The sequence below is a fragment of the Streptomyces sp. 11x1 genome (genome assembly GCF_032598905.1).
Lineage (GTDB): Bacteria > Actinomycetota > Actinomycetes > Streptomycetales > Streptomycetaceae > Streptomyces.
The window spans coordinates 7,618,963-7,640,533 of the sequence record NZ_CP122458.1 but is presented as its reverse complement, the minus strand read 5'-3'; the positions used below and the strand labels follow the sequence as shown (position 1 = coordinate 7,640,533).

28 protein-coding genes and 1 pseudogene are annotated in these 21,571 nt (G+C 70.6%); 18 read left to right on the top strand and 11 right to left on the bottom strand.

What is annotated here, in order from left to right:
* The 11 genes and pseudogenes from P8T65_RS33605 to P8T65_RS33550 all read left to right on the top strand — a co-directional run.
* A pseudogene (locus P8T65_RS33605) lies at positions 1-183 on the top strand (DNA methyltransferase); the annotation flags it as partial.
* Positions 184-298: 115 nt separating this feature from the next.
* On the top strand, positions 299-1,198 hold the full coding sequence (locus tag P8T65_RS47445) for a DNA cytosine methyltransferase (protein ID WP_399103317.1): 900 nt from the start codon (positions 299-301) through the stop codon (positions 1,196-1,198).
* A 153-nt stretch (positions 1,199-1,351) separates the two neighbouring features.
* Positions 1,352-1,948, top strand: coding sequence for a DUF4913 domain-containing protein (locus P8T65_RS33590; RefSeq protein WP_316728949.1), 597 nt, complete (start codon positions 1,352-1,354; stop codon positions 1,946-1,948).
* Positions 1,945-2,712, top strand: coding sequence for a glycosyl hydrolase (locus P8T65_RS33585; protein WP_316728948.1), 768 nt, complete (start codon positions 1,945-1,947; stop codon positions 2,710-2,712). The genes P8T65_RS33590 and P8T65_RS33585 overlap by 4 nt, the downstream gene beginning before the upstream one ends.
* Positions 2,709-3,197, top strand: a complete 489-nt coding sequence (locus P8T65_RS33580) for a hypothetical protein (RefSeq protein WP_316728947.1) — start codon at positions 2,709-2,711, stop codon at positions 3,195-3,197. Before P8T65_RS33585 ends, P8T65_RS33580 begins: the two co-directional genes overlap by 4 nt.
* A complete protein-coding gene (locus P8T65_RS33575; protein WP_316728946.1) occupies positions 3,194-3,862 on the top strand; it encodes a hypothetical protein in 669 nt (222 codons plus the stop codon). Before P8T65_RS33580 ends, P8T65_RS33575 begins: the two co-directional genes overlap by 4 nt.
* Entirely contained in the window at positions 3,859-4,011 is a 153-nt protein-coding gene (locus P8T65_RS33570; RefSeq protein WP_316728945.1) for a hypothetical protein, read from the top strand. The genes P8T65_RS33575 and P8T65_RS33570 overlap by 4 nt, the downstream gene beginning before the upstream one ends.
* 22 nt (positions 4,012-4,033) lie before the next feature.
* A complete protein-coding gene (locus P8T65_RS33565) occupies positions 4,034-4,579 on the top strand; it encodes a hypothetical protein (RefSeq protein ID WP_316728944.1) in 546 nt (181 codons plus the stop codon).
* Between the two features lie 49 nt (positions 4,580-4,628).
* Positions 4,629-5,552 (top strand): winged helix-turn-helix transcriptional regulator, encoded by a 924-nt coding sequence (locus P8T65_RS33560; protein ID WP_316728943.1) that lies wholly within the window; start codon positions 4,629-4,631, stop codon positions 5,550-5,552.
* 88 nt (positions 5,553-5,640) lie between these two features.
* Entirely contained in the window at positions 5,641-6,531 is an 891-nt protein-coding gene (locus P8T65_RS33555; protein WP_399103314.1) for a DUF317 domain-containing protein, read from the top strand.
* A 71-nt stretch (positions 6,532-6,602) separates the two neighbouring features.
* Complete coding sequence (locus P8T65_RS33550) at positions 6,603-7,091, top strand: hypothetical protein (RefSeq protein ID WP_316728941.1); 489 nt, start codon at positions 6,603-6,605, stop codon at positions 7,089-7,091.
* 4 nt (positions 7,092-7,095) lie between these two features.
* Here the strand turns inward: P8T65_RS33550 and P8T65_RS33545 are convergent, their stop codons facing one another.
* Complete coding sequence (locus tag P8T65_RS33545; RefSeq protein WP_046915978.1) at positions 7,096-7,362, bottom strand: hypothetical protein; 267 nt, start codon at positions 7,360-7,362, stop codon at positions 7,096-7,098.
* Between the two features lie 219 nt (positions 7,363-7,581).
* Here P8T65_RS33545 and P8T65_RS33540 point away from each other — a divergent pair, with 219 nt between their 5' ends.
* The 5 genes from P8T65_RS33540 to P8T65_RS33520 all read left to right on the top strand — a co-directional run bounded on the left by P8T65_RS33540 (position 7,582) and on the right by P8T65_RS33520 (position 9,732).
* Positions 7,582-7,923 carry a DUF317 domain-containing protein gene (locus tag P8T65_RS33540; protein WP_316728940.1) on the top strand — a complete coding sequence of 114 codons (342 nt, stop codon included), beginning with the start codon at positions 7,582-7,584 and terminating at the stop codon, positions 7,921-7,923.
* 18 nt (positions 7,924-7,941) lie between these two features.
* The gene (locus P8T65_RS33535; RefSeq protein ID WP_399101277.1) at positions 7,942-8,232 is read left to right on the top strand and encodes a hypothetical protein; all 291 of its coding nucleotides are present in this window, start codon (positions 7,942-7,944) and stop codon (positions 8,230-8,232) included.
* A gap of 91 nt (positions 8,233-8,323) precedes the next feature.
* Positions 8,324-8,653 carry an esterase gene (locus tag P8T65_RS33530; RefSeq protein WP_316728939.1) on the top strand — a complete coding sequence of 110 codons (330 nt, stop codon included), beginning with the start codon at positions 8,324-8,326 and terminating at the stop codon, positions 8,651-8,653.
* 368 nt (positions 8,654-9,021) lie between these two features.
* On the top strand, positions 9,022-9,255 hold the full coding sequence (locus tag P8T65_RS33525; RefSeq protein WP_316728938.1) for a hypothetical protein: 234 nt from the start codon (positions 9,022-9,024) through the stop codon (positions 9,253-9,255).
* 90 nt (positions 9,256-9,345) lie between these two features.
* A complete protein-coding gene (locus P8T65_RS33520; RefSeq protein ID WP_316728937.1) occupies positions 9,346-9,732 on the top strand; it encodes a hypothetical protein in 387 nt (128 codons plus the stop codon).
* A gap of 313 nt (positions 9,733-10,045) precedes the next feature.
* On the opposite strand, the gene P8T65_RS33515 is transcribed toward P8T65_RS33520, so the two are convergent.
* Positions 10,046-10,249 carry a hypothetical protein gene (locus P8T65_RS33515; RefSeq protein ID WP_316728936.1) on the bottom strand — a complete coding sequence of 68 codons (204 nt, stop codon included), beginning with the start codon at positions 10,247-10,249 and terminating at the stop codon, positions 10,046-10,048.
* Positions 10,250-10,377: 128 nt separating this feature from the next.
* Here P8T65_RS33515 and P8T65_RS33510 point away from each other — a divergent pair, with 128 nt between their 5' ends.
* The gene (locus P8T65_RS33510) at positions 10,378-13,062 is read left to right on the top strand and encodes a helix-turn-helix transcriptional regulator (RefSeq protein ID WP_316728935.1); all 2,685 of its coding nucleotides are present in this window, start codon (positions 10,378-10,380) and stop codon (positions 13,060-13,062) included.
* A gap of 115 nt (positions 13,063-13,177) precedes the next feature.
* Here P8T65_RS33510 and P8T65_RS33505 read toward each other — a convergent pair whose 3' ends face one another.
* The 9 genes from P8T65_RS33505 to P8T65_RS33465 form a co-directional block, all read right to left on the bottom strand.
* Complete coding sequence (locus P8T65_RS33505) at positions 13,178-13,570, bottom strand: hypothetical protein (RefSeq protein WP_316728934.1); 393 nt, start codon at positions 13,568-13,570, stop codon at positions 13,178-13,180.
* A gap of 97 nt (positions 13,571-13,667) precedes the next feature.
* Positions 13,668-15,440 carry a relaxase/mobilization nuclease domain-containing protein gene (locus P8T65_RS33500; protein WP_316728933.1) on the bottom strand — a complete coding sequence of 591 codons (1,773 nt, stop codon included), beginning with the start codon at positions 15,438-15,440 and terminating at the stop codon, positions 13,668-13,670.
* A complete protein-coding gene (locus P8T65_RS33495) occupies positions 15,440-15,898 on the bottom strand; it encodes a plasmid mobilization protein (RefSeq protein ID WP_316728932.1) in 459 nt (152 codons plus the stop codon). Before P8T65_RS33495 ends, P8T65_RS33500 begins: the two co-directional genes overlap by 1 nt.
* A gap of 203 nt (positions 15,899-16,101) precedes the next feature.
* Positions 16,102-16,326: a hypothetical protein gene (locus P8T65_RS33490; RefSeq protein ID WP_316728931.1), complete on the bottom strand. Its 225-nt coding sequence runs from the start codon at positions 16,324-16,326 to the stop codon at positions 16,102-16,104.
* Between the two features lie 103 nt (positions 16,327-16,429).
* The gene (locus P8T65_RS33485; RefSeq protein ID WP_316728930.1) at positions 16,430-17,497 is read right to left on the bottom strand and encodes a DUF2637 domain-containing protein; all 1,068 of its coding nucleotides are present in this window, start codon (positions 17,495-17,497) and stop codon (positions 16,430-16,432) included.
* A complete protein-coding gene (locus P8T65_RS33480; RefSeq protein WP_316728929.1) occupies positions 17,494-18,060 on the bottom strand; it encodes a WhiB family transcriptional regulator in 567 nt (188 codons plus the stop codon). The genes P8T65_RS33485 and P8T65_RS33480 overlap by 4 nt, the downstream gene beginning before the upstream one ends.
* Before the next feature lie 117 nt (positions 18,061-18,177).
* The gene (locus P8T65_RS33475; RefSeq protein ID WP_316728928.1) at positions 18,178-18,885 is read right to left on the bottom strand and encodes an ATP-binding protein; all 708 of its coding nucleotides are present in this window, start codon (positions 18,883-18,885) and stop codon (positions 18,178-18,180) included.
* Positions 18,885-19,904, bottom strand: a complete 1,020-nt coding sequence (locus tag P8T65_RS33470) for a hypothetical protein (RefSeq protein WP_316728927.1) — start codon at positions 19,902-19,904, stop codon at positions 18,885-18,887. The genes P8T65_RS33475 and P8T65_RS33470 overlap by 1 nt, the downstream gene beginning before the upstream one ends.
* A gap of 1 nt (position 19,905) precedes the next feature.
* The gene (locus tag P8T65_RS33465) at positions 19,906-20,226 is read right to left on the bottom strand and encodes a transcriptional regulator (protein ID WP_316728926.1); all 321 of its coding nucleotides are present in this window, start codon (positions 20,224-20,226) and stop codon (positions 19,906-19,908) included.
* 412 nt (positions 20,227-20,638) lie between these two features.
* Here P8T65_RS33465 and P8T65_RS33460 point away from each other — a divergent pair, with 412 nt between their 5' ends.
* Positions 20,639-21,538, top strand: a complete 900-nt coding sequence (locus P8T65_RS33460) for a helix-turn-helix transcriptional regulator (RefSeq protein WP_316728925.1) — start codon at positions 20,639-20,641, stop codon at positions 21,536-21,538.
* Positions 21,539-21,571 lie beyond the last annotated feature (33 nt).

Below are 21,571 nucleotides of genomic sequence, written 5' to 3'. Positions count from 1 at the left end.
ATGGAACCCACCACCACGCGAACGCCGTTGATCGGCTCGCTCTGCTCGGGTTACGGCGGTCTGGACCTCGGGGTCCAGACCGCGCTCGGCGGCACCGTGGCCTGGCACGCCGAGATCAACCCCGACGCAGCGCGCATCCTGGCCCGGCACTGGCCCGGCGTGCCCAATCTGCGGGACATCACCGCCGTCGACTGGGCCGATGTGCCTCGGGTGTGTGTCCTGACGGCCGGCTTCCCCTGTCAAAGACGTCTCCGTCGCCGGCCGCCGGGCCGGACTCAACCCCCACACCCGCTCGGGGCTGTGGCTGCACGTCGCCCGTGCGGTCGAAGCCCTCCGCCCCTGCTTGGTGGTGATCGAGAATGTCCGAGGTCTCCTCACCTCGCCCGCCGGTTCCCCTGGCGACGTGGAATTCTGCCCGTGGTGTCTGGGAGACGACCCAACCCAGCCTCCTGTGCGGGCACTTGGTGCCGTACTCGGCTCCCTGGCCGATATCCGGTACGACGCGAGGTGGCTCGTGCTTCGTGCCTCCGACGTCGGAGCCCCCCATCGTCGCGAGCGGACCTTCCTCACCGCCTGGCCCGCCGAGCACCCTGCTCAAGACCCCGACGAGCAACATCGGCAAGAACGGCGGCTCCCAGCACCCGTCGAAGAGGAAGAGCGGCGGCCACGGCCCGAACCTGGCCGACGAGGTGGAGTGGCTGCTGCCCACGCCGAAGGCGTCGGACGGGATCAAGGGCTCGCCGAACCAGCGGCACGGCAACGGGGACATGACGCTGCCGAGCGCGGCAGCGTCGCTGCTGCCCACCCCGAGGGCGAGCGACACCGGCACCCCGGGCCGCCGTCCGGGCAAGGGCTGGCGCCCGCCCCTGTCGGCCGTGGTCCTGCCGCTGTGGGCGGAGGCGGCCCCGGAAGCGGAGGTAACGACGGGCGATGGGGAGCGTACGCCTCCGCCATCGCCCGATGGGAGAACCTCACCCGCCCCGCGCCGGCGCCCACCGACGCTGCCGGACGTCTGCGCGCCGACTTCGTGGAGTGGATGCAGGGCTTGGCCCCCGGCTGGGTGACCGCCACTCCGGGACTCGGCCGACCGGCTCAGCTCACCGCGCTCGGCAACGGCGTGGTCCCCCAACAGGCCGCCCGCGCAGTGCAGTTGCTGGCACCTCCCTTCCCAGGCTGCCTCCGCTGCACCGCGCCGTAGCGCCCCATTACCCGGTTTCCCCGGCCACACCAAATCGCGGAATCTCCGCATCCTCTTGCCCATGCCGACCCGCGAAGGGAGCACCGCCGTGACCTCCAGAAGAGCGCGCCGCACTTCGCCCCCGCCCTGCTCGCTCACTCCCTTGGATCCGCTATGTCCGACCCCAGCAAGGCCACCCCCGAGCCCGAGCCGTTCCGCGTTCCCGACGGCGATCTCGACGATCTCGCCAGCACCCTCGCCAAGACCATGGCGGAGGTACGCCAGCACGGCGTCATCCTCGACCGCCTCGGCTCCGAGCCCGTCTCCACCCCTCAGCCCACCGCAGACGCCTCCACCGCAGGCGCTGCCGGCGCCGACAAGGCCGCCGCCCCGGCCTCGGTGTTCATCCTCGCCCTGGGCGGCGAGGCGTACGCCGTCGAGCTGGCCGCGCTCAGCGACTGGGTGAACCACCTGTTCCTGCCCGTCTACGGACGGGAGATCAGCACTACCCGGCCGTGGTGCGACCAGTGGCACGAGCACCCCGAGGCCGTTGCCCGGCTGCACGCGCTCTGGCTCGCGTGGCAGCAGCTCACTGACGCCGAGGCCGGCCTTACGGGTCCCTCAACGTGGCACCGCGACCACCTTGACCAGGCCCTGGTTCATCTCCGAGCCCCCGACGGCCCCTTCGCCGCATGCACGACGAGCCCGACCCGGCCCAACCACCGCGTACTGGCCACCCCGGCTCCCGAGCTGACGGGAGCCACACCGTGACCACCGGACTCGACTTCCGCCTCGCCGACTTCGAGCCTGCCGACGCCGCCTCCGAACTCGTCGAGAGCAGCATCTGGGCCGGAGACCTGACCGTACTGGCCGAGCACCACACCACCCCGGAGGGGACGCACAGCTACCTCGTCGCCCACGACGGGTCGGCGGCCTGGGGCGTCCCCGGCGAACCACAGCTCGTCGCCATCAAGATCACGCGGGACCTACGCGAGCGCACGTTCACCTTCGAGACCGCGAACCACGCCGGTCTGGCCTTCGCCCAGAACTGGCTGATCGAGCGTGGCTGCCCGCCCGAGCGGATCGCCCAGGCCGGCGGGGACTCCATGAAGCCTGCCGACGATCTCACCCTCTGGGTCGAGCAGCAGATCCGGGAGTCAGGCTCTCGCTACGAGGTCCTCGACAGCTGGACCTCGGACTTCGCCGCGTGCGAGACGTGGACGTTGACCCGTGACTCCAGCGCCGCTCAGGCACCGATTCGCGTCTTCCTCGAAGAGGGGAACCCCGACGCCCACACGTACACGATGCGCGAGGGCGCCTTCGCCGACGAGGCCGCCGCCCGGCACTGGCTGGAAGACCGCAGCAGTCCGCTGCCCCAGCCGCCGGACTACCGCGGTGAGGCCGCCGCCCGGCTGACCCGCGCCGCCCTCACCCGGTCATCGGGTGCCTCCGCGGTCCCGAAAGCCGGCCTCGACACGGGCAACGCGCCGTCGGCAGGAACGGGTCAGCGCCCGAACCCTCGGAGGCCGATGTGAGCCGCGCCCGCTTCGCCTTCGCCGCCCACCCGGACGCCATCGCGGACCTGCGCCAACTCCCCGACGAAATCCGCGACCTGGCACTGCTGGAACTGCAGAACCTGGTCCACGGCAGCGACGACTGCCTGCCGCTGACCGGCCGCCTCGCGGGCTTCCACAAGGTGTACGTCGACCCGGCCGTCTCCTACCGGATGGTCATCCAGTTCCGCCCGGCCCCACCCACCTCGACCCACAAACGCGAGATCTACCTCGTCGCGGCCGGTGCCCGGGAGGACTACGCGGTCTACCGCACGGCCCAGCTCCGCACCAACCGCACCGGCCCCAACCGGCACGAGGGCACCGACGCGGCGGCCGAGGCCCGAGTCCAGGCGGCCCGGTCCCGATCCCCCCACGCGATCGACCCCACCGCGTCCCTCCCGGCCACCGCGCCGGCGGCAGCCAACCCCGCCGCCCCGGCCGCTTCCCGAAAGGCCACCATCCGATGACCGCCGACCGTGCGTCCCTCGACCGCACCGAACTGGCCGGGCTGCTCACCGACGCCGCGCGGAGCGTTTCGGAGGTCCTCACGACCGAAATCCCCACCTCCGCCGGCCGCTCCTACCTGCATCCCGTCCTCGGCGCGCTTTCCGCCGGTCCCCGGGTGGTCCGCGAACTGAACGACCGGCTCGAAGAGTTCGTCGTCGAGGAGCCGCTGCCTTCCACCCCCGCCGGTCTGTTCACCCTGGCGTCCTACGCTTCCGCGCTCGGCTGGCTCACCGAGTCCCTCGCCGAGCTGACCGCCTCCGTGGACCAGATCTGCACGCGCGTCGGCATCACCGCCGAGCCGCCGGACCCGGCCTTCGTCGCACCCTCGCTGGCGGAGCAGGACGAGGAGTTCGACTTCGCGTTTAGCGCGCTGGAGTTGGCCGCCGTCCGCACAGCCGCCGAGGCTGCCGACCTCAGCCCCGGCGACTACGTCGAGGTGCTCTCCCGGTCCCTGCTCGCCGCCTCCCGGATCACCGACGCCTGCATGGAGATCTCCAGCGGCCTCCTCGAAGACGCCGCGTACGTCCTCGGCGAGGCAACCGACCATGTCCGAATCGGCGAGGGCCCCGACAGCCTGCCCACTCTGGTGCGCTCCCTGCTCGCCCGAATGGACGCTGCCGAATGAACCCCCATGACATGGCGAAGCGGCCCGGCGCGCACCTGGTCGCCGAGGAGTTCTGCGTCGAGGACCCCTTGGCGCTGAGGGACGGCCATCCACCCCGCGAACCGCGTTCCCCCGCCGGCACGACCGCCAAGCCCTCCCGCTCCCGCTGAAATCCCCAGAAGGAAGACCCCCATGTCCACCGTGATCTACACCCGCCACCTGGTCGAGCACCGGTACGGCCGCCCGCTGGAGGACCTCCGGCGCGACGGCGCGCACGACGGCTCGGGCGATCCCGTTCTGCCGATCGTGCTGCGGCGGCTCGGTGGTCTGGCCGAGACGAACGCCCATGCCCGTGCCGCCCGCCGCAATCTCGACGCGGTCTGGCAGCGCTGCCGCTCCGGCGAACACGCCCTCGACGACCTCGTGCTGCGGTACGCGGCCGAAGTCGTGGACCTCGAACGCCAGGAGCAGTCGGAAGCCGAGGCGGTCTGGGACCTGCTGGACGTCCGCCTCCTCCTGGACCAGCCTGCCGCCCGCCGGCCTTCGACCGCCCGGCGAACCGGCCCCGCGCCGGGCGATGAGGACCTCATGGCCGTAGCCCGCCAGGTCGCCGCCCGTCTGCCCCGGCTCAACCGCGAAGCCCTGCGCCAGGGCCTGCGCGCCCGCGGCGTCCACGTCAGCAACCGCCGCCTCGGCACGGTGCTCCAGCGTCTCCGCGCCGAACGCGACCTTCACTGATCCGCACCCCGCCGATCGATTCACCCTTCGCCATAACGGAGTTACCGCCATGTCCACCCCCGCACAACCCGCAACCTCCCAGATCGGCTTCGTCGACGCCCAGCGCGTCGAGAAGGCACTGTCCCTGATAGCGCCGAAGTGGACCACCTGGTCGGCACAGACCCTGGCCCAGCAGGGCGGCCCCATGCGTGTGCGTGATGTCGCCGCCCGCCTCCCCTTCGTCAGCGAGCAGTTCGTCGGCAAGCGGCTGGCCCAGATGCACGATGACGGGCTGGTGATCCGAGCCGGTGATCGCCACGGTGCCCCGTACCAGCTCAGTGGGTTCGGCAACGCCCTGTCCTCAGTACACCGGGCACAGTCCGACTGGTCCCACGCGCACCTGCCGCTCGGCAAGGTGGCCGGTGCCGAGCGCGTCGAGGACGCCGTGCGCCGGCTGCACCTTCGCTACTCGACCGCCGTGATCCAGGTCCTCGACGCGGGCGGGCCCAGGCGGTTCGTCCACATCGCCCAACAGGCAGGACTGGACAACAGCTTCACCCGGCAGCGTCTGATCCGGCTTCAGCTCGACGGCCTAGTCACCCGCACCGGACCGCGCCACGGCGATCCGTACGTCCTGACCGCAGCCGGACGGGGCACTGGGCCCGGTCTACGCAGCCATCGAGCACTGGAGCAACCCCGTCGCCGCACCACGTCCCGCCCCTGTCCGGGTCGCGGCGGCCACCCGCACCCACACGGGCATCCCGCCGGGGTCGGACGGCATCCGTACCTCAGCGGCCCTGCGGCGGAGCACCGCCGCGCCCCGCTCCCTGTTCAGCCACGCCCCGCAGCCACAACCGCGGGTACCGGTGGCCGTGGCCGCTCAGTCGGCCTCCTCCCGGGGCCGGTGATCCGGGTGGCACTGAGAGCCAGCCGCTTCACGCCGTTGCCACGGCGCCCCCGTGCAGTCCAGCCGTTCGTTCCTCTGCGCACGTAGGCGCGTTCCCCTCCTACACCTCGGAGTCTCGACCGTGAACACCCAGCCCTACGACCAGCATCCCTATCAAGAGGTACTGGTCAGCCCCATGTACCTGGCCGGCTCCAACGGGACCGGGGACGCTGGCTTCGCCCCTGTCAGTCACTGGCCGCACCACTATCTCGACGAGGGCCCCTGCCAGCTCCTCGTCACCTCGCCCGACCAGCGAATACGGATCGGCTGGTTCGGCGACGACTTCGAACTGTGGAAGATCACCGCCGCCGAGGACGCCGTCTCTGCACCCCGCTGGACGGCAACCTTCAACCACGTCACCCCGGCCGAGATCGTCGCCGGGCTCACCAGCGCTCTGGCCCGCGACTACGCCGAAGCCGAGGCCACCGAAGGCAACGCGCGCTTCTTGACGAGCCCGTCGTTGTACTGGGCTGGTGCCGTCCAGCCGCTGACCAATGCCGGCTGGACCCGCGACGGGGCGGCCGAGCGCGGCACTGTCGAGATCATCGCCCCCGACGGACAAGCGGGCGTTCTGATCGACAACCGCCTCTCTGACTGGGACGACGAAACCGTCAGGCTGTGGGCCGGTCCTCCGGGTTGGGGCACGCGCGCGGAAGCGGTCTTCACAGCCCGCACCCCGACCCACCTGATCGCGGCGACCGCAGCCGCCATGTCGGACTCAGCCCCGGCGATTCGTGAGCGGCACCAGATCAACCGCAAGGTGGAGCACCTGGTCACACTGGCCCCGGTCGGCCAAGCCGCCGATCCTCAGATCTCTCGTGCTCCGACCCCACTCGACGTGCGCCGCACCGCTGTCGCCCAGGCCGTCCACCGCGCCGCACGCGCCCCGCAGACAGCAGCCGACCTCCGCGTGGTGGCCGCTCGCAGTCGCACCGCGACTTCGACACAGAATCTGTCGGGCAACCTCGCACACGCAGCCGCGGCCAGGCCGCCGGCCAGCCCGTCGGCCCCACGGCACAGCCGCTGACTCCCGCCCCCAGCCCCTCCGAGACGTCGCCTCTGACCGAAGCAGCACCTCCGAATACCGGGAGTTCCGCCATGCCCGACGCCACCGCACTCGACCAGGCCGACGCGATGATCGAGAAAGCCTGGGGCCGCCCCATCGAGGCGCTGGAAACCCTCGCGGTCCGCCGCCCCGTCGAGGATCCGCTCCTGCGCTCGGCGATGCATATCCGTTCGAGCCTCGTCGTCTCGAACAACGCGGTCGCCGTCCACCAGGACCGCCTGCACGCCCTCACCCAGCCCGGTCATGTGTCGGCCTTCCACGACCTGGAGCGGATCACCAGCTCGGCGGTGGACCTGCGCGTCGCGCAGGCCGAGAGCCGCATAGCCCTGCAGGCGATCAGCCACGTGATCGAGGCCCGCGAAGCCGCCGTGACCACGGACCGGGCACCGTCGCTCAGCCTGGCCCAGGCCGCTGTCGCCCGCTCCGCGCACACGCCGCGTGCCCTGGGCCAACCACCGGACCAGCCCGCCCCGTCGGCCGCTGTCCGCCCCACGGTGGCCACGACCGGGCCCGGAAGGTAACCGGTCAGCGGGAGTCTTCGTCGCGATGGGCCACGCCGAACCGGGAGTCCATCGCGCGGGCCAGCTCCACCAACGTCAGCTCGACGCGCCGCCCGTCCGCGATCCGACGCTCCACCACGGCTTCCCCGCCACGCTGCCTCCGCGCCTGGATGCCCACGGCCCACTGCCCGTCGGCCACCATCGCTATGTCGCCCACCGTCCACGGCCGCCCGGCGCCACGGATCTTGCGCTCCAGCCCGGCACCGTCCCAGTGTCTGCTCGACTCCGCCATGACCTGCCCCTTCTGCTCTGTACGGCCCCGCGCCGCAATCCGGTTACGACAACCGGACGCGCCGATCCATTCCCCGGCCCGCAGGCCTCCTCCCCCCTCGGCGGCCAGTTCGCCCACGGCAGACCCCACCTTCCCCGAAACGACTACGTACTTCGGCACACCGCATGTCAACGTACGGACGTCGGGAAAACCCGCAGGTCAACGAAGGGACGCCCACTCGTGAACGCCTCCAGCACCCTCCTGCCAGCCGTCGTCCGCCCCGCCGTGGAGGAACGCGCCTGGCTCTCCAGCGACCACTGTGCGAGCCCGGTACTCGAACTGCTCGGCGGGCTCGGCTGGGCGATCGTCGACACCCCGGAGGCCAACGTGCACTGCACCAGCCCGGACGGTCGGGTGTACGTCGGCTGGCTCCCCGAGGACACCGCCGCCTGGAAGCGCGGCATCGTCTGGCAGGTCCGGGTCTGCCCCTCCGACGCCGAGCCCTGGATCCAGGAGTTCGGCCCCGATACCCCCTCCGAGGCCGTGGCCGGTTTCCTCGCCGCGCTCATCGCAAGCCGCTGAGCCACCCAGCAGCCGGTCTTGCGCGACCAACTCTGCTTCGACACCCCTGACGCTCTATCACCACACCGCTTCACCCTCGATCCCGGAGGCTCCCCGTTGCCCCAGCACCTGACCGTCGGCCACTTGCTCCGCCAACTTCAGAACCTCGACCCCGACCTGCCGATCCGCCTGGCCGTCAACCCCGACTGGCCCTTTGCCCACTACCTCGGCACCGACGTCGTCGTGGGCGACGGCATGGCGTTCATCGCCGAAGACGGCCAAGAGGGCTACCTCCCGGCATCGGTCCGCAACGCCCTCGCCTGGGCCTGACCCGCCGTACGGACCTGTCCAGGAGGCCCCGATCTCACCGCAACCCCACCCTTCCACCGCCTACCCGCTGCACACCCTCGCCGTGCGGCCCATGCCGCTGGGAGTGCGCGGCGCACTGGTCCAGCGCGTCTCCGCCCTCCCGGAGGGACCGCTCGACGTCTCCTGGCTCCCGGCGGGCACCACCGAACTCCCGCTCGGCCGTATCCGCCTGCACTGGGAGCCTGCCTCCCACGCGGGCTGGGACGTCACCGCCCACCTCGGCCTGGCCACCACCGAGGTCCTCCTCGCCTCCTGGCCCGCCGCCCCCGACGGCTGGCCGCGCCTGGTCCGCCCCACCGTCCACGAGGTGACTGGCCTGTGCGCCGCCCTCGCCGTCGCCACCAGCGCCCTGGACCTCTCCAACCGCCTCGCCGAGGTCTGACCGCCATCCGCAGAAGGCCGCCCCCGCCCACGGCAGGGGCGGCCTCCGCCGTACACCCGTCCAGAGGGTACGTACGCTCATCACCGGCGAGCGAGTAGACAGGACGGCCAACGACCAACGGCCTGGGGGTATCCGGAGGTGCCGCCCCCTGGGCATCCGCGCCCGGGCAGCCCGCAGCCGCAAGAGCCGGTGCAGTCTGCCGGAGCCCGACGTCAACAGCGTGCCCGACCGGCTGCGCTGGAGGCACGCCACCTTCCTGGACTGGCAGCCGGCCAACCGGGGTTCCACAGCAACCTGCACGGCACCGCCCGGCCCGACGGCATGGCATCCGGCTGACCGGCAGCCGATCCCACCCATAGGCTGCGGCCATGACGACCGACTCGCCGATGCCGTCCCCGCCGTTCCCCTCGCCAGACAGCGCCGTGCTCCGGCTGATTGTCGGCAACGCCATCGCGTCGGTCCGCAGCGGCGAAGCCTCGGTGGAGGAGGCGATCCTCCACGCAGCCGTCCACGGCTGGTACGAGGGCCATGTCCAGGGCGAGGACGAGTGCCCTGGCTGCGACTTCCGAGGCCGGCTTCCCAAGCACAGCAACCGCAGCTGAGGGCAGCCAACTAGTGTGGGTGGAAGCTGGGATTGATGTGGTTGCATCCCCGTCCACTATTTCCACTTCGTGGAGCGAGAGGATTGACTGGTGACCGACTATCAATGCGGGTCTTGCTCCTACGGGAGCAACGACCGCGATCAGCTTCAACAGCACTCGCACCAGACGGGCCACGTCGGCATCCGCGAGAAGAACGGCATTCTCGAGGAGGACGGCATCGAAACCGCCGAGGTCGCTGACGCTGTGGAAGAGGCCGAGCCACCCGAAGGCAAGTCCGGCAAAGGCAGGGTCGCGGCTGAGGTCTGCCTCGGCTTCCTAGCTGCCACCGCTATTGGGGTGCTCACCTGGAAGAACAAGGAACTGAGGTCTATGGCTGGCGGACTGCTGGTTGAGCTGGCGGAATCGGTGGCGGAGAACGAGTACCTGAAGTCGGCCAGCGGCGCCGGGACAACGCTCAATAGCTTTCGCGGGCGCTGAGGGTGGACACTGAATCAAGCTGCCTGAACCGGCACTGGATTCCGGGGCCCGCAGCTCGCCAAGCGTTCGCGCCACTCACCGCACCAGCATGGTCGACTTCGGGTTCTGTTCCACTCTGAGCGCGTAGCTGATTGGAGACCACCAAGCTGGGAATCGCGTGCCTCCGCCGTGGTTTGGCGCAGGGTTCGCGGCGGCGACCGCAAGGCTTCCTACAGCGATCGACACGTTGCCCGCCGGACAGTGTGAGGTTGCAGTGAGGGCAGTCGCCGACTGACACGGCAACGGGCCGGGAAGCCTCTCGTCCGTCGGACTCTCACCCCGTCAGCCCGCCGAGCGCTGCCGTCACGGCCGTGGCCAACATCAGCGTCGCGGCGAACGCGGCGGCTGCCCTGCCTACAGCCGCCGGATACGATGCCCCGTCCCGGCGGGCCAGATACCCGGCACCTATTCCGGCCAGCACTCCGAACAGCACCGCCAGCGCACAGCCGACCAGCACCATGAACACCTGCACAGACATAGCCCGTCGCTCCTTCACAATTTGTGGTTGACGAGTCGAATCTGGTGCACCAGATGTCCGTCATGGGCCGCGCGAACAATGACGGACAACGACCGACACCCAGCACAGCGCATCGCGAGGGGAAGCGAATGACCGACGACCAGCCGGAGGCGCAGGAGTTCGATGGCCGGGAATCGGCGCTTGCCGAACTACGTGACCGTCTCGATGCGGCCCGGGCCAAGGCCCAATGCGACCAGACGCAACTGGCCAAGCGAGCAAGCCTTGCGCGCTCGACTGTCAACCGGGCCCTGAGCCACACCGCGCCCGCCCCCAGCGTGAACACCATCACCGCTCTGGCACAGGCATTACGACTCGATCCAGACCCACTGCTCGCACTGCTGCGGACAGCCCGGAGCACGCCGTCTCCTGAGGTCCTCGGGGACTGTGAAGCTGACGGTGTCCCAGGACGCCCGATCGCGGAATGCGACCCGCTGGAACTCGAAGTCCATCCGGCAGCCGCCCCAGCTACGCCACGGGCCTCACATCCGAAGCGCGCAGGTCTACCGACGTACGTGCCCAGGCCGCACGACGATCGCCTTGCTGAGATCGTCCGCGAGGCGAAGGCCGGCCAGAGCCGCATGGCCGTCCTTGTCGGCACCTCCTCCACGGGGAAGACGAGAGCGTGCTGGGAGGCCATTCAGCCCCTTGCAGAGGAAGGCTGGCTGCTATGGCACCCCTTCGACCCCACCCGTGCCGAAGCCGCCCTCGCCGGACTGCAGCGCATCGGTCCCCGAACCGTGATCTGGCTCAACGAGGCCCAGCATTACCTCGGGGCCCGTCAAGGCTCAGGGGAACGTCTCGCCGCTGCACTCACCACGCTCCTCCAAGACCCTACCCGCGGCCCCATCTTGATCCTGGGCACGCTGTGGCCTGACTACGTCGACGCCTACACCGCCCTCCCGAGGCCCGACGCGGAGGACACACATCCTCAAGTCAGGGCGCTATTGAGCCACCGGCGACTCGATGTCCCGGACCGGTTTGACGCTGCCACGCTGGACAAGGCCCGGACGGCCGCGGTGAACGACGACCTGCTGCTTCAGGCGCTGGAGCGCGCGCCCGAGGGCTGCGTGACGCAGGACCTCGCCGGGGGTCCCGAGCTTGTCCACCGGTACAACTCGATAGCCCCGGCGGCCCGCGCCGTCGTGACCGCCGCCATGGACGCGCGCCGCCTCGGCATCGGCCTGCACATCCCCCACGACTTTCTTGCCGACGCGGTGGAGGGCTACCTCACCGACGCCCAGTACGACCTGCTCCCCGACAACTGGTTCGAACAAGCCTTGGCCGACGCAAACCAGTTGGTACGCGGCAACCTCGCCGCGCTGCGTCGCGTCCGCCCTCGACCGTCACGTCGGCTCGGTCTCGCCGAGGCGCCCACCCCAGACAGCACGTGCCCTGTGTATCGGCTCGCCGACTACTTGGAGCAGCACGGCCGTACCACACGACGCATGCAGTGCCCACCTGAGTCGTTCTGGCACGCAGCGTGGGTGCACATGGACAATCACGAAGACCTCGCCCGGCTGGCCGAGGCGGCTCTGGCTCGCTACCGGCTGCGCTGGGCCTTTCTTCTGCACCAACGCTCTGGCTGCTACCGCGACCTGGGCGAGGACTGCGTGGGTAAGTTCGTCGTGGCTCAACTGACGGGCGCGGCTGCTGAGGCCGTCGTAACGTGGGCCGCTGAAGAAGGGGAGACGTGGGCCATGCTCCATCTGGCGCGGGTTAGCTGGCGTGACAACGACCTGGAAACAGCCGAGGTCTATGCCCGACGCGCGGCCGATGCCGACGACCCCGAAGGCCTGTACTACCTGGGGCACATCCGGGAAGACGCAGGCGACCGTGAAGGGGCCAACGAGCTTATCTGCCAGGCAGCCGATCACGGACACGAACAGGCGCTCCTACTCCTTGCTGACGCCTTCCGCTCGGAGGGAGACACGGCCAACGAGATGGACGCTGTCCGTGAAGCGGCCGAGCAAGGCAGCCTCGCAGGCCTTGGGCGCTTCCTCACACTGCTACAAGAGGAAAGCGATGAGGAGCAGTTTGCGCAGGTCGGATGGCAGGTCGCTGTCGCGTGCGGCCTTCCTGGGATGCTCTACTACGCAGGCGTGCGGCGGGATGCCGACCGCACCAGTGCGCCTGAGGACCTGGTCCACCGCACCGTCGGTTGGCCAGGTCCCGTCACGCTCACCCGGATCGCTGAGGAGATGTACCACCGAGGGGACAAGACCGCAGCCGACGGCTTTGCTCTTGAGGCTACGGCGGCGGGGGAGGCAGAGGCGTGGGGCGAACTCGTCGATCTCCGCCTCGAGACAGGAGATGTCGCGGAAGCAGAGATATTCGCAAGGAAAGCGGCTGCAGCAGGCGACACGCTTGCCCTGCTCTTGGTAGCCGGGGCCCACGAGGAAGCAGGCAATCCCGCAGAAGCCGAGGCCTTGGCGCAGGAGGCAGCCGCCGCAGGAGACACCGACGGCTTGCTGACCCTGGCGGAGTTCCGGATGAACGCCGGAGACGCGGCAGGAGCCGAGGCGCTGGCCCTGCAAGCAGGCCGTCTGGGCAATGCCGAGGCGCTGCTGTGGGTCGCCGAGCAAAGCGAGAAATCGGGAGACATCAACGGCGCCGAGAAGTACGCGCGTCAAGCCGCTGACGGCGGAGTCTTTACCAACCCAGGTTACTCAGACGTGACATATGGCGAATGGCTGCCTGCCCAGGTAGCCGCACAATGGCCTTACGGCCTCGACCCGGACGGCACGCCCTCCCCTGCCTGGCACCTGTCCAGGTGACACCGACTCTCTCTCAATTCCAATCATCCTTGCCGGGCTGCCTGCGCTGTACCCACTCCAGGGGATCTTCGCGGGCGAGGGGCTGGTCTCTGTTGTATGGGGGACATCCTGCTCATTACCCCAGGTAGGTGCCGGCGAATGCGCCGTCGAAACCGAGTGCGATCAGGCCCTGTTCGACGCTGGGGTAGGTCGTGTCTTCCGGGATGGCGATCATGGCGTCGAAGTCGGCACGGCTGATCTCGGGCTCGAGCCACTGGTTGCCGCAGCGGCAGCGGACCCAGACGTTGCGGCCGTGGTTGATGAGCAGCCAGTCGCGCCGGGCCCTGCAGGCCGAGCACAGCACGGGGATGCCGCGCAGGGACAGCTCCGGCGGGTGGCTGAGGCAGCGGGTTGCGCCGGGTCCGCTGGGCGACTGTGTCTCGTATTGGAGTTGCGCCAGCGGATCGTTTCCGGCGGGGGCGGGGGGCAACTCTACGTGGTGGTCGGTCGTTCTGAGCACGAGCGTCATCTCCCGGTCGCGGGGCCTTCTCTTCATCCGTAACAGCCGGTGGAATCGGTTGTCCAGGGGTTTCGCACAGTCGGCGGGCCGGTGGCGGGCCTGCTGGTCAGCGGCGCGGCGGGCGGTTGCGCGGGTCCGGTGCGGTGGGCCTCGGCGAGGCCGGGGGCGCGGTCCGGACGCTGGCCGGGTTGGCGGGAGGCGTGGCGCGACCGGTGCCGACCTGCGGGCGTCGAGTGGCTTCGCCCGGGTGGGCGGGGAGCTGGGCGAGGCGGCGCAGTCGCCAGACCAGGACGTCGTTCACGTCCTCGGCCGTGTCGAGTTCGCGCATGGCGATGGCCTCCTGCAGGAGGGCCTTCGGGTCGTGGCCTGCCTGCTCGGCCTGAGCCAGGGTGGCGGCCAGGGCGTCGTTCTTCGTGCTCGTGCCGGGGCGGGTGCGGTTCCCGGGCAGGGCGGCGCGGATGGTGGTCTCGTAGGCGCGGCGCTGGGCTTCGGGCAAGGCTCGGCCCTGGTCGCGCAGGGCCTGCATGGGTGCGGCGGCGGCCTGGCGGTAGGCGGCTCGAAGGTGCTCGGCGGTCTGACGGGAGGCTTCGGCCTGCTGGGCGTGACCGCGTGCGGAGTGCCAGCGTGCTGCGGCCAGCGCCACCAGGACCAGGGTGGAGACGAGCATGGCGGTGGTGCCGCCGTCTTCTCCTCGGCCGAGCGCGCCTCCGGCCTGGATGATGCCCCGAGCCGCCGAGCGGATCGCCCGGGTGTCGGCGCGTTCGGCTCGGACGTGGCTGCGGGTGGCACGTTCGAAGGAGCGAGCGGCGGCGCCAAGTTCGGCGCGGGTGGCGGCCGGGGAGGTCTGGGCGACCGCGTCCAGGAGTTCGCCGACTCCGACGAGTTGGGCTGCGGCATCGTCGTCGTCGCTGTCCAGGAGGATCGCGGCGCGCTCGGCGACCCCGGTCGCGGTGCGTCGCCCCCGTGCGGGCGGCGACCAGTCCGACCGGACGCTGTCGGCTTCCGGCAGCAGCGGGCCCGTCTCGGGGGTTCCGTCGGCGAGGCGGCGCTGGATCTTCGGATAGGAGAGGTCGGGGGCCAGGGTCGAGCCTGCGAACCAGACCGGCTCACGGTCGCGGTTGCGGTCTCCGGGCAGCGCGACCGTGTAGCCGAGGACGTCCCCGGAGGGGGCGTGTCGGAGCTTGACGCGCAGGCCGGCTTCGCGAAGGCGGGTGAAGAACTCGGCTTCGCTGGCGGCTCCGGCGACGGCCTGGCGGACGGCTTCGCGCAGCGTCTCGCGCGGTGTCTCGGGTCGGCCGGTCCGCTCGGCTTTGAAGCGCTCGGCGCTGGTGGGTTTCTTGGCTCCGGTGCCGTCGCCGGGCTTGAGCCGACGCAGGCCCATCTCCTGTTCGATGCGACGGCATTCGGCCTGGGCCTTCTTGAAGTCGTAGTTCATCCTCGGCCGGCGCAGGTCGCCTCGGACCATGGTGGCCAGGATGTGGATGTGGTCGTCGGCGTGGCGCACCGCGACCCAGCGGCAGCCGTCAGGATCGCCCTCGGGGGCGAGGTTGACCGCGTGGACCAGGCGGCGGGCGACGGTGTTCCACTCGTCGTCGGTCAGGGTCCGGTCGCCGGGGTCGGTACGGACCGAGCAGTGCCAGACGTGTTGGGCCGGGGCCTTGTCGCCGGCCTGCTTTACCCGCAGGTCCAGGGCGGCGGCGAGCCGGGCCAGGGTGGCCTTGGGGTCGGGGTCGGGGCTCGTGTCGCGACCGGGGTCGGGGGCGAAGCCGTCCCAACTGCCGACGAGGTGGGGGTCTGTGTGCTCGTCGCGCTTGCCGGGGCCGTACAGATAGACGAGCAGGCCGTGGGTGCGCGAGCCGCGTCGGATTTTGGGGACCATCAGAGGCGCTTCTTCACCAGGGTGTCGGCCGTGTCGTCCACGCGGGTCAGGACGCGGTTCACGGTAGTCAGGGCGCGGTCGAGTTCGCCGGGGAGGGGCTGTCCTCCGGCGTTGTAGACGAAGGCGATCTGGTTGATGTTGTTGCCGACACGGGAGATGGCGGTGCGCAGGGCGGCCAGCTCGTCGATGGCGGCGTCGAGCTGTTCGTTGGTGTGCACGATGGTCGATCCGCGGGCGACGGCGAGGCCGGCGGCGGCGAGGAAACGGGCGACGGTGACGGCGCGCTGCTTGGCGGCAGCGGTGATCTCGGTCTTCTCGGTGTCGGACAGGCGGGTGGTCGTCTTGTGGGTGCGCTGGCTCGGGTTGCGGGTGCGGCGGCGCGGCTTGCGGTCGGGGAACGCAGGTTGGCTCGGGCTCTGCTGCTCGCGCGGGGCGCGGTCGTCTGCTTCTCCTCCCACGACGGGCGCCCCCTGGTGCCGGGAGTCCGGCTGGTCCCCGCGCGCCCTCGCTCGGGGACCAGCCGGACTTCCTCCGCTCCCCTGGGCGGGGGCAAGTGCATACGACGGGCCGTAGGACCGTCGTATGCGACAACTTGCTCCGCCTGAAGCCGAGTTGGGGTCACGCTGCGGTCCGGACGTGGTGGCCGCCGGGTCGTTGGCGGTCACCGGCCCGTCTCCGCGTCCTGCTGACGGATGTCGCGGACGATGTCCTCGATCCAGTCCATGGCCAGGACCGGGTGGTGCAGGGTCCAGGGGCGGCTGTGTGGGCACCGTTGCACGGTCCAGGTGTTGTCGGGACCGGATTCGGCGCAGTGGAGGTGGCCGCGCTGGTGCAGGACGGTCAGCCAGGTGTCCACCTCGGCGGGTGTCGCGGGTTTCGTGCGCATGGCAGTGCTCTCCGGTTCACGGGAGGACGTTGTGGGGCGGGCTGTCCGGGGCGGGTGACCGGCCGAGGTGTCCGGCTCGGTCACCGCCCCATGGGGTGTGCGGTCAGTTCCGGGGGGCGGTGACCGACTGGCCGTGCTGCTGGCGCAGCTGGACCATCAGGGCGGTCAGCGTGTCGCTGGAGAGCGGGATCTGCTGACCGCGGATCGCCTGGGCGACCACCTTGCGGGTCAGTTTGTCCTCGGCCCTGACCGCTGACCGGGCGATCTCCAGCAGCTCCTCGGTGTCCGGGTCAGGTCGCCGGCCACCGGTTGCCCGGGGAGTGCCGTCAGTGACCGGTGGCGGAGTGACCGGCCGGTCAGTCGCCGACGGGAGGTTGTCCGGGTGGCCGTTGACCGGCTCGGTGACGGTCTGTCGGTCACTGACCGCCGGGGTGGTGTCCGGCTGTCCGCCCAGGTCAGCAGCCTTGGGCTCCCTGTCGCGATGGCTGCTGTCCGGGATGCCGCTGTCCGCCGGGGCGCTGTCCCCGGTCAGTGTCCAGGTAACCAGGGTCTGCTTGTCCAGGGACGGGCGGGGCCGGTCGGTCAGGGCGGTGGCCGGCTGTCCGGCGCTGACCTGACCGGGCGACTGCTGCCGACGGCCGACCCGGTCAGTCCGAGTGACCGGGAGACGCTCGGGCTGACCGGGGTGACCGAGCTGACCGAGGCCATCACGGTCACTTCGGTCGCTGGCCTTGACCGGCCCCCGGGCGATGAGGATGTACAGGTGCACCGCTCCGGCCAGGGCCAGCGGGGCGATGGTGGACAGCACCGCGACCACCGTGTCTCCAAGCCGCAGCCCGGTGGCCGAGGTGTTCTCTTCGTTGAGCCTGACCGCGTGCAACGCGTTGGCCCAGATGCTGGCGGCGGTGGCCGTGCCGAAGAGCGTCCAGACGTAGAGCCGGGCGCGCAGCGGTGCGTCGCGCAGGACCAGCAGGGCGCGGATGCCGTACGCGATGAACCCGTCAATCACCAGGGGGAAGAGGTAGGTCAGCAGCCCCCGGACGTGGATGGCGACGGCCATCTGCTGCAGGGCGTCGTACGACAGGGCGCATCCCGCACCACCGAGGGCGATGACGACCGCGCGGTCCCACCCGGTGACATGCGCCGTGCTCGGCGCGCTCGCGATGGTCACGCCGCCGTCCCGAAGTCGTCGCGGCCCAGCTGCTTGCCGTCGGTCTCAGGGGGTGGGGTGTTCTGCGTGGTCTGCTCCAGGTCTCGGTTGCGCAGGGCTCGGCGGGTTTCGCGGTAGAGCTTCTGGGCGTGCTCCTCGCTGATCTTCAGGAGCCAGGCCAGGCGTTGTTCGGTGAGGCCGTGGCGAAAGGCAGCACGGACGACCGCTCGGCGCTCGGCCTTGGTGAGGTGGACGTCGCGCCCGGCGACGGTGGCGTTGACCCGGCTGTAGTCGAGTCGGCTGGCGATGTTCTCGTGCAGCGGACCGCGCTCCTCCTCGGTCATCCCGCCCCGTATGCCGTGGGTGTCGCCGCCTTCCAGGGCGGCGTCCAGGCAGGTGCGGCGGACCGGGCACTGGCCGCACAGCGACTTCGCTGCGGCGATCTTGGCGGTCTCGTCGGGCTCGGGGAAGAACATGTCGGGGTCCACCGGGTTGTACTCGGTGCTCTGGCAGACGGCCTGGTCCTGCCAGGTGTGGTCACCGAGCGACCGGTGGCGGGCAGGGCTGATCGTCGTGGTGGTCATGCGGGTTGCTCCGATCGCTCTCCGCGCGCAGGGGCGTCAGCGGAGGGGTGCGCTGGGTCGGGAGGTGCATGGGGCGACGCGCTGGAGGCGCGGCCCGGCGGTACGGCCGGCGGTGGGTCAGGCGGCGGGGCGGTGGCGTCTGCGGTCGACCGGCTCGAACTCGACCCGGGTGGTCATCTGCGCGAGTCGGGAGGTGACGCGGTCGCCGAGGTGGGCCCGGAGGTCCTTGATCGCCAGGTTGGTGGTGATCAGCGTCGGGAGCATGTGGTTGTACCGGCGGTTGATCAGCCGGTACGTCACTTCCTCGACCCACTCGGACGCCTTGGCCGCGCCGAGGTCGTCGATGATCAGCAGCGGGCACCGGCTGACGTCCGCCAGCTCCCGCTCGCTGTCCACCCCGGGGCGAGGGCGCAGGTCGGCGTACAGGTCGGCGGCCGTGGTCGCGCGCCACCGCACGCCCACCCCGGTCTGCACCAGCCGTCGGACCGCCCCGTACGCCTGGTGTGTCTTGCCCGCGCCGACCACCCCGGCCATCAGCAGACTCGGGCCGGTGGTGACCTGCCGCCGGGCTCCCAGGCTGGGTGCGACGGCCTGGTGGGCGACGTCCCGGACCCAGTCCAGGACCTGCGGATGGTCGGCGACCGCGCCCTGGTAGCGCGGGGGCATCGCGGCCAGCAGGGCGTCCAGCGGGGAGAAGGACTCGGGCTCGTCGACCAGAGCGGCGACGGCTGCCGGGTCGATGTTGCGGGCGGCCAGGATCCGGGCCATCCGGTCCAGGGTGCCTGCGCCGCCGAGCGTCTGCGGGTCGCGGGTACGGGTGCGCATCACAGCTCCTCGGCGTAGGCGGCGGCAGCGTCGACCGGGTTGGTCCACGCCTGGTGAGCGGGCACGTTAGGCCGGTTTCCCGGCCGCGCCAAACCGGCCGCTCGTGCGTTCATGGCGTCGTTGACCAGGCTCGGCAGGCGGCTGGGGTGGCCCTGGATCTCCGCGAAGCGCCGCAGTCCGGCGCGGACGTGCTCCGGGGCGATGCCCTCGCCGAGGAGCTTCTTGGCGATGCGGCCGAGGTGTCCGATCACGTCGCTGGGCGGTCGCTCGTCGCACGCGGCGACGTACTCGCCGATCAGGTCGTTGGCCGAGACGGTGGCGGCGGGCGCTGTGCGCCCCGTAGGGAATGAAGATCCAGGATCCAAGATCCTTGATCCAGGCGCCGAGCCCTCTCCGACGCTTCGGGGAGGCTTCGGGGAGCCCCCGGCGAATGCCTCCCGACCTGCGGCTTTCTCGTCACTGCGATCAGGGGTGCCGTCGAGGCCGACCAAGGGGTCCTGCCGGGCGGCCGGGGTCCCGCTCCGGGGCATGGGAGGCGTCGGAGCGGACTGCGCGGGCAGATCGAGGGTTCGGGGAGCGTTCGGCGAAGTCTCGGCGAGTCCTCGGGGAGGGGTGGGCCACGCTTCGGGGTGCCGAGTGCAGGTCCCCTTGCAAGGACCGCACCGGGCCCCCGCGTGGTGCTGCGGGCAGGAGGGCAGTCGGGACTGGCTGGGCTTGTCGATCTTCTGGTGCTCGGACCACGTCACGACATGGAGGTAGCGGCGACCGTCGCAGCCGGTGTACCTGCACAGCAGGCCGGCGTCGGCAAGCTGCTGGAGGTCGTCCTCGACGTGGACCGACGTGTGCTCGGCCCGCAGGGGCCAGAGCAGCCCCGCGATGATCGCGGCGTTGTCGCGATGTCGGCCGTGGTCGTCCGCCTGGGTGAGGAGGCCGAAGAACGTCCGCTCCGCCTCGACGCTCACCTCGGCGAGCGACTCGGAGAAGAACGCCTCCGGCTTGATGGTCCGGATCCGTGCCATGTCAGCGGCCCCGACCGACGAGATCGCTGCGGGTGAGGGTCGCGGTGATGAGGTCGAGGGTGTGAGGGCGGGTCCAGTTCGCGTCCGGCCAGACCCGCATGATCCAGCGTGCCGCGACCCTGGCGGTCGTCCGGCTCAGCTCGACCGTTACCCCGCCCGCGTCCTTGGCGACGGTGTGCGGGTGAGGCCACTTCTGCGCGGGGGCGGTGAGGCTGACGCGGATGGTGGCCGCCCCGGGGATCATGTCGGCGAGCTGGGCCGCGAGGCGGTGCTGGCGGGCCGTATCCGGGCATGCCAGGGTGCCGCTCGGCGTGGCGAGCATGCGATACTCCGTTGTTCGTAGGAGCGCGGTGTGGCGGTTCTCGTGCAAAAGCCCCGCTGCCCGCGAGATGTGAATCGGCGCCCCTCGGGGTGCCCGCCCGGCGTCCAGGAGTTGGTAGCTCCCGGGCGCCGGTGTAGTTCCGGGCTTATCCGGCCCGGTCGGTCTGCCCGTCTCGTATACGTGTCTCCTTCTTACCGTCGCCCCCCAGGCGGGCTGCCCGGCGAGCGACGACGAACATATGCGCAGGTCGCGCCAAGATCCAGCCTTATCCGGAGGCATCACGGAGAGACCGAAGGCGAAGATCGAGTAAGCGTGCGAAGCCCCCCGTTTTTCGCTAGGCTGAAGCTATTCCGACTCAACAAAAAAGTCAACGCGCCGATATTCCTTCGGTTTGACGAAAAACGAGGATGAGATGTCTGCTCGTCACTTCGACCGACACCGTGTGCGCACGGTGCGGCGAGCTGCCGAGATCTCGCAGGCCGAGGTGGCTGCGGCCCTCGGCGTGGCCGACTCGACGGTCGCCGGCTGGGAATCCGGGGATGCGATCCCCGATGCGGAGAAGTTGCCCGCGCTGGCCCGCGTCCTCAACCGAGAACTGAACGACCTGTTCCCGCGTACCGGACTGCCCGATCTGACGGACCTGCGGTGCGATGCCGGCTACTACCAGTACGAGACGGCAGCGCTGATCGGCACCAAGAGCGCCGGGCCGGTGGCGGGAGCCGAACGCGGCGAGCGGCGACTCAAGGACAAGTACGTTCCGGACCTGGCGGCGGCATACCGGGTGAGCGAGGAAGAGCTCCGGCGGGCAGAGGCCCGTTCAATCGCCAAGGCTCAGGAGACCCGAGGAGGCCAATCCGCCGAGGATGCGGGGATCGTCCCGGCCTCTGCGGGGGCGCCCGGCACGCTGAGCGAGAAGATCACTTTGATCCTGGAGCGCTCGTACCCCGGGCAGCAGGGGCCGCCGACGGACTCGGAGATCGCCGACGCCGTCAATTCTCATGCCGGGTCGAAGGTCATCACCTGGGAGGGTGTCCGGGATCTCCGGATCGGCGGCGCGGAAATGGCTTCGCCCGTCGTTCTTGAGGGCTTGGCCGCCTTCTTCGGCGTGTCCCCGATGTACTTTCAGCCGGACGACGCCGTGGCCCGTCAGGTCTACGAGGGCCTCCGGCTCCTGTCAGCGTCGAGGAGCGGGGCCGTGGGCCGGGTCAGAGGTCGGGGGACGGGCACCCAGGGTTTGCCAGCGAACGTCATGGAATTCGTCAACGACCTGGTCACGGAGCTGGAGCAGAGAGAACCGGAGGCGAACGAGTAGCGCCCTGTCCGGGACTCCGAAGAGCCCCGGACG